The organism is Lacticaseibacillus mingshuiensis (assembly GCF_016861785.1).
Classification (GTDB): Bacteria; Bacillota; Bacilli; order Lactobacillales; family Lactobacillaceae; genus Lacticaseibacillus; species Lacticaseibacillus mingshuiensis.
In genome coordinates this window covers 1-4,245 of the sequence record NZ_BOLS01000041.1, presented here as the reverse complement: position 1 = coordinate 4,245, position 4,245 = coordinate 1, and the positions used below count along the sequence as shown (strand labels likewise).

Annotated in this window: 6 protein-coding genes and 1 pseudogene; 3 read left to right on the top strand and 4 right to left on the bottom strand. The window is 49.3% G+C overall.

The genetic code is table 11. The features are described 5' to 3' along the window. Positions 1-187: 187 nt before the first annotated feature. The 4 genes and pseudogenes from JUE67_RS12495 to JUE67_RS12480 form a co-directional block, all read right to left on the bottom strand. Positions 188-739 (bottom strand): annotated as a pseudogene (locus tag JUE67_RS12495) (transposase); the annotation flags it as partial. A gap of 57 nt (positions 740-796) precedes the next feature. Continuing rightward, complete coding sequence (gene istB, locus JUE67_RS12490; RefSeq protein WP_005688200.1) at positions 797-1,534, bottom strand: IS21-like element helper ATPase IstB; 738 nt, start codon at positions 1,532-1,534, stop codon at positions 797-799. A 151-nt stretch (positions 1,535-1,685) separates the two neighbouring features. After that, the gene (locus JUE67_RS12485; RefSeq protein ID WP_203628639.1) at positions 1,686-2,588 is read right to left on the bottom strand and encodes a sigma factor regulator N-terminal domain-containing protein; all 903 of its coding nucleotides are present in this window, start codon (positions 2,586-2,588) and stop codon (positions 1,686-1,688) included. A 1-nt stretch (position 2,589) separates the two neighbouring features. Continuing rightward, entirely contained in the window at positions 2,590-3,042 is a 453-nt protein-coding gene (locus JUE67_RS12480; protein WP_203628640.1) for an RNA polymerase sigma factor, read from the bottom strand. Between the two features lie 143 nt (positions 3,043-3,185). Between JUE67_RS12480 and JUE67_RS12475 the strand changes: the two genes are divergently transcribed. The 3 genes from JUE67_RS12475 to JUE67_RS12465 form a co-directional block, all read left to right on the top strand. After that, entirely contained in the window at positions 3,186-3,353 is a 168-nt protein-coding gene (locus JUE67_RS12475) for a hypothetical protein (RefSeq protein ID WP_203628641.1), read from the top strand. After that, on the top strand, positions 3,354-3,743 hold the full coding sequence (gene tnpB, locus JUE67_RS12470) for an IS66 family insertion sequence element accessory protein TnpB (protein ID WP_203628642.1): 390 nt from the start codon (positions 3,354-3,356) through the stop codon (positions 3,741-3,743). 12 nt (positions 3,744-3,755) lie between these two features. Then, the coding region (locus JUE67_RS12465) for an IS66 family transposase (RefSeq protein ID WP_203628643.1) at positions 3,756-4,245 on the top strand (490 nt) is incomplete at its 3' end.

The following is a 4,245-nucleotide window of genomic DNA, read 5'->3' as shown; positions in this document are numbered from 1 at the left end:
CTCACCATTCTTCATGATGAGGTAAGGGTACTGCTGGGGCGCTGCCTTTTACATACGGTCAGTTATTGGGTGCTTACAGCCATGAGCTGATGGCCAGACATAGAAATGGACTGTTTTGAGGTTCAGTGGCTCTTGAAAAGGTCGCAGAGAGCGCACTCCTCCTCGGGGTTTGAACCATCCTAAGAGCTTAGGCGATCAGCTGGTAAATACGCTTGAACATATGAGTTTGATTGACGAAGCCGTAACAGGAACGCTTGAGCGCTTTGATCTTGCGGTTGACCCCCTCAATTGGACCGTTTGAGTACTCTGAGGTTGCGGCATTTAAGACACCCGTTAGGTTCTTATCCAAGGTTTTGATTGCGATATCCATGGCTTCTCCGCAAGGCTGATATCCCCTGATGAGCGCCTCCAGGTGTTCTGGGTCATTGTCAAGAAGCGCATCATGAAAGCCGATGTAGGTGTCGTATGCGGCCTTGAAACGAGGAAAGGCGTCAGTACCAATATCTATGACTTCTTGATCGGTGAGAAATTGATTGAGGCCAAAACGATACCGAGGTTGAATGGCGTCAGGATCAGCCTTGTGGAATACCTTCCAGTTAGTCTTCAAGGCTTTGTATACAGCAGAGTGTGGATCGTTAAGTTGCTTGAGACACTGAACCCGGATCTGGTCCAAAGCATGCCCGAGAAGCTGAATGATGTGGAAGCGGTCGATGATGATTTGCGCATTGGGGAAGAGTTGTCAAGAGCGGTCTAAAAATGCAGGATTATGGTGGTTAAAAATGTAGGTTTTTGGCGCTTACCCACCACTTCGTAGTCGATAGGATTTGCCAGTGATCTTAATCACGTGGGCATGGTGCACTAATCGATCGAGAATGGCGGCCGTTACGGTGGGATTTTGAAAGATGTCTACCCAGGTAGAGAGTTCACTGTTGCTCGTAATGATAGTCGAATGCTGCTCATATCTGGCATTGATCACTTGGAACAGGAGATTGGCCTCGTCGTGATCGATTGGCAGATAGCCGATTTCATCAATGATCAGTAAGTCATACCTGGCAAACTGGTGAATGGCCCTGTCCAGAGTCCCTTTTTGATATGACGTCGTGAGCCGTAGAAGTAGGTCATGACAGTTGACGAACAATGTCCGCTTATTTTGCTTACAGGCCTCAATACCGATGCTGATGGCAAGATGCGTCTTTCCAACTCCCGGACTACCTATAAAAATCAGGTTTTCGTGTTTCTCTAGAAACGCGAGGTCTTTGAAACCTTTGATTTCTTGAGGATTGATACTCGGCTGAAAGGCAAAGTCGAATTCCTTTAACGTTTTCTCTTGGGGAAATCTGGCGCGTTCAATCACGCGACCAATCTGCCGGCTTTCCCGCCAGGTCAATTCTCTCTCCGTTAGATCAAGTAATGCCTCAGTAAAAGAGAGTTGCTGCGAATTGATTTGGTCAATGTATTCTGGCAAATAGGCATTCATCTTACTCAAGCCAAGCTCATCGAGGTTATTCAGTACTGCTTGAAAATTACTTGTCATGGCGGCCTCACACTTCGTCATACTGACTTAGATGTTCAGTAATGTACGCTTCGATGCCCTTGTCGCTCCGACCCTTCAGTAAATCAGAGCGAAGGATCTCCATCCGATCATGCTCATCATAATTAAATCTGGACTATTTTTCTGTGCGCACTTATTTAACTGGCTTAATATACGGCACGCGGGCGACGGTGACGCCAACGCTGGTGCCGGCCACATTAGCGGCGCCCGCCACCTTCGCCAACTGCTCGGTCGTACCAGTGAGAATCACCCCACGAAACCGCAAAGTTTTGGCGGAAGCCTTGAGGGCCAGCTTCATCCCAGCGCTCCGTGTCTGGTTTCCCCAGTACCCACGCAAAGCCGTTTGCCAATCCTTAAGCTGACGATTGGGACCTTGATCATAACTGAGATCCATCCCAATCGGGTTTTCGACTAAGCCACTATTATCGCCTTCCAGGGCCACACGCTTGGTGTCGTTAAAGACATACCCCCAGGTCAAATTGACATTTTTTGGCACCCATTGCTTCAGTTCCGCATACGTCACGGCGCGGGAAAAAGTCACTGCAATTTCGCCCACATGGTTGGGTAACCGACTCAAGCTTCGGGCTTCATTCGGTAGGTCATGGGTGTGCGTGTAAAAGCGGGCCACTTTCTGCAGGGTCGTGTTTTGAAACTGCTGGCGATCTGTGTTTTCATCAAGGCGATTGGAAACCGTCTGGGTAAAACTCTCGTCCATTTCCCAGTCGTGGAAACTGTAATGCGACGTGTATGTTCCCCAAGGCACCACATAACCATCAATTTCCTTATATTCCTTGGTGACAACATTCCCGCCAAAGCTGGAATTATTAGCAAGCATTTCACTGGCCACTGTCACATTCGGCTCCGCCACCAAATGATAATTCGTGAGCGCGGTGTACAAGGCATCGGTTTGACGCCCACATAATTGGTTGAGGCCACTATAGGCGAGCGGTCCCCCAATGATTAAGACAATCACGGCAATCAGCACCATCATTAGGTGCTGGCGCCATTTGGCTTTGCGTAAGGCTTGATCTAACATCTTATGTTTCCTCCCATTGACCGCGCAACTGCTTCCGTGCGCGAGCTAACATCGTTTTGACACTGGCCGGTTTGATGGCCAGCAGCGCCCCGATTTCTTCATATGAAAAGCCGTAGTAATACTTCAGCGCCACGAGCTCCTGCTGGTTGGCCGGGAGCGGCGCAATTAACGTTGCAAAGCTTTGCGGCGTCAGCGTACTGGCTTCCGGCAGCTGCTGCGTCAAGGTTTCGCGGCGGTGTTTGCGCAGTTCATCGAGGCAGGCGTTCAGGGCAATCCGGTAAAACCAGCCATCAAAATTGCGCACTGACAAGTTGGGCAGCAGGATAATGATTTTTTCATAAGCCGTGGCCACGGCATCCTCGGCATCGGCCCGTTGAATGCCCCGCGCTTGCAGGCGCTGCACCACTTGCTGGCCTAATGTCAGCAAGTGAGCATCAAAGTCTGACTTTACCATCTCACCCCTCCTTCCCTTAATAAGACGTTTGAACCAGCCTTAAAGTATACAGGTAATTTGTAAGCACCCTTTTAAATGACGGATTTGTTTGACTGGTACCTGGCGGTACACTGACCTCATCAATCAATTGGTGGGGTGTTTTAATGGAAAATAAACCAGATATCGTACATGTTCGTCTGGATCAGTCAGGCACCAGGCCATTGGAAACAACCAAGGCCCTGCAATTTAAGCTCAGTAACGAAAAGACAGTCATCGTCTACAATCATATCAATGGCTATATCCTTGAAGCACTGCTAAAGGCGGTGTTCTGAATGTTACTGGACCTGAAGCAAATCTCCGAAGTTTATCTGATTTGCGGCCGGACGGATCTGCGTCGTGGGATAGACGGCCTAACTGGAATCGTCGAGGAACAATACCACCTTGATCCTCATTGCCGCAATCTCTATTTGTTTTGCGGTAGTCGCAAAGATCGTTTCAAGGCTCTTTACTGGGCTGGCGATGGGTTCATACTATTGTATAAGCGCTACGAGAATGGTCGCCTTCAGTGGCCAATGAACCAGGCAGCCGCCAAGTCGCTCACGCATCAACAATTGATTCGCCTTCTGACGGGGTGGTCAATTGAGCCAACGATTCATTCAGTGAATCCACCGCAAAAGCATATTCAGCAGGGCAAGGAAGTGGTAAAGTCAAGCCATCGGTAAGGTGGTGAGTACATGAGTGACACGACAGTAGCATTAGATGAGCATGCCGAGGTTATTGCCTTGCGCAATAAAGTCAGCGAGTTGGAAGAACAACTTGCTTGGTTCAAGAAGCAGATATTCGGGCAGAAATCTGAGCACACTCAGCAGGCAGAGATAGCGTCTAACGAACAACTTTCGTTGTTCGAAGAGCAGCGCGCCCAGGCACAGGCCGCACTAGAGGCCGCAGAAAGCATCACTCATGTCAAGGCTCACGACCGGAAGAAGACGAAAAAGACCAGTGAGAAGATCAGTCTAGATGTCGAATGCGTTGAGAAAATCATCGACATCACAGCCGAGCAGCGTAAATGCGCGGCTGGTTGGAAACTGGTCAAGATCGGTAAACGCGAAGCGCGTACGACTGTCGAGTATGTCCCGGCAAAACTAAACCTGGATTATTCACCTCGGTATTTGGGACATGAAATCGCATCTGGCCGGTCTGAAAGCAACGTTTGGAGCGTTGCGA